The sequence below is a fragment of the Kytococcus sp. HMSC28H12 genome, assembly GCF_001816045.1.
Lineage (GTDB): Bacteria > Actinomycetota > Actinomycetes > Actinomycetales > Dermatophilaceae > Kytococcus > Kytococcus schroeteri.
The window spans coordinates 1-2,051 of the sequence record NZ_KV824592.1 but is presented as its reverse complement, the minus strand read 5'-3'; the positions used below and the strand labels follow the sequence as shown (position 1 = coordinate 2,051).

General features: G+C 77.8%; 2 protein-coding genes. Both read left to right on the top strand.

The window, feature by feature from the left end:
* The first annotated feature begins 152 nt into the window (after positions 1 to 152).
* Complete coding sequence (locus HMPREF3099_RS09350; protein WP_070705708.1) at positions 153 to 1,097, top strand: alpha/beta hydrolase; 945 nt, start codon at positions 153 to 155, stop codon at positions 1,095 to 1,097.
* Between the two features lie 4 nt (positions 1,098 to 1,101).
* On the top strand, positions 1,102 to 1,911 hold the full coding sequence (aroD, locus tag HMPREF3099_RS09345; protein ID WP_070705707.1) for a type I 3-dehydroquinate dehydratase: 810 nt from the start codon (positions 1,102 to 1,104) through the stop codon (positions 1,909 to 1,911).
* Positions 1,912 to 2,051 lie beyond the last annotated feature (140 nt).

Genomic DNA, 2,051 nt, shown 5'->3' with positions numbered 1-2,051 from the left:
GCGGCGGCGCGCGGTGGTCACGTGGTCTCCCCGGGTCGGGCCCGCCGGTGGGGTGTGGCTCCTGGGGCGTCTGGTCGATCGAGCGAAGGATAGGCGAGCAGGGGCGACGTCCCGGGTTGGAACGACCCGGCCGAGGGCGCGACACTCACACCGTGCCCACCCGCCACCGCCTCGCCCCCCTCGCCTCGCTCACCGCCGCCTGCCTCGTGCTGGCCGCGTGCTCCGACGACGGGGGCGGCCCCACCGCGCCCGACCCGGCCTCGCCGCCGACCGTCACCGCACCGGACGGCGAGGCGGCCACCTGGTCGGACTGGGTGTCCTACGGCCCCGACGAGCGGCAGCGCTACCTGATGCTGCCCGGTGAGCAGGACGGCGGCGTGGCGGTGCTCGTGCACGGCGGCAGCTGGGTGGGCGGCACCGCCGGCGCCTACGTGGACCCCGCATCGCCCCTCAACGCCCTGGTGCGCGCCCTGCATGACGACGGGTGGTGGGTGGCCGCCGTGGAGTACCGGTACGCCGACCGCGCCCCGTGGCCCGCCACCGCCGACGACGTGCACGCTGCCACGCGCCACGCCGTCCGCGCGGCGCGCGAGCAGGGCGCCGACGACCGCCTGCTGCTGGCGGGCGACTCCGCCGGCGGGCACCTGGCCGCCCTGGAGGGCACCACGCACCCGCGCGAGGTGGACGTGGTGGCCGCGTACTACGGGCTGCACGACTTCACCACCTCGGCCGGCCAGCGCACGGCCCGCGGCTGCCCGCAGGTGGACGTGGGGGCACCCAACGTGTTCGGCACCGAGCCGACCACCCCGCAGCAGCTGGAGCGCGCCCGGGCCGCCTCGCCGGTGCACCGGGTGACCCCGGACTCCCCGCCGATGGTGCTGCTGCACGGCCAGGACGACTGCATCGTGCCGCCGGAGCAGTCGCAGCAGATGCACGACGCCCTGGCCGACGCGCACGTGCCGGTGGAGCTGGTGAGCCTGCCGGGCCAGGGGCACGGCGGGCCGGCGTTCACCGACGGCACCACGCTGCCGGCGGTGCTGGACTTCGTGGACGAGCACGCCCCGGCCGCTGGGGCCGCCTCCGGCGCGGCAGGCTGAGGCGATGAGCTCCGCCGACCGCGCCACCGAGACCGCCCCCGTCCCCCGCGTCCGGGTGGGCGCCCGCTCGTTCGGCCCCGGTGCCCCCGCCGTCGCCGTGCCCGTGATGGGCTCCACCCCCGAGGAGGTGCTGGCCTCGGCCGCGCGGGCGTGCTCGGGCCCGGCCGACCTCGTGGAGTGGCGGGTGGACCACCTCGCCGCGCCGGTGGCCGACCTGCTCACCGACCTGCCGGACCTGCTGGCACGCCTCGTCGAGGCCCTGGACGGGGTGCCGCTGCTGGTGACCTACCGCACCGCCGGGCAGGGCGGCGAGGGGCACGCCACGCCGCAGGAGTACCTCGCCCTCGTGGAGCGACTCGCGGACCTGCCGGGGGTGGACCTCGTGGACGTGGAGCTCGACCACCCGCAGCGCGACGCCGCCCTGGCCGCCCTCCGCGCCGCCGGCGTGCCCCGCCTGGTGAGCCACCACGACTGGTCCGGCCAGGCGCCGGAGGCCGAGCTGGAGCAGCAGGTGGCCGACCTGCGCGCCACCGGGGCCGATGCGGTGAAGCTCGCCACCACGCCCGCGGACACCCCGGCGGCCCTCGAGCTGCTCGCCGTCCTGGACCGGGTGAGCACCTCGGGCGTCCCCGTCGCGATGCTGGGCATGGGCGCGGCGGGGCAGGTCACCCGGCTGGTGGGGCCGGCCTGTGGCGGGTTCCTCACCTTCGCCCACGCGGGCGCGGCCAGCGCGCCGGGGCAGCTCGACGTGCACCTGGTGGCGGCTACGGTGGAGGGCCTGTGCGGGCCGGGAGACGAGCCGCCCGCCCCCTGACCGTCCCGAGAACCCCTGCCCGAGAGGACCGTCGTGACCACCTCCCCGATGCAGACAACCGTCTTCGCCGTGTGTGCCGCCCTGACCGTCACCGGGTGTGGCGGAGGCCTCCCGGGCGAGGGGGCTGCCGGCCCCACCAC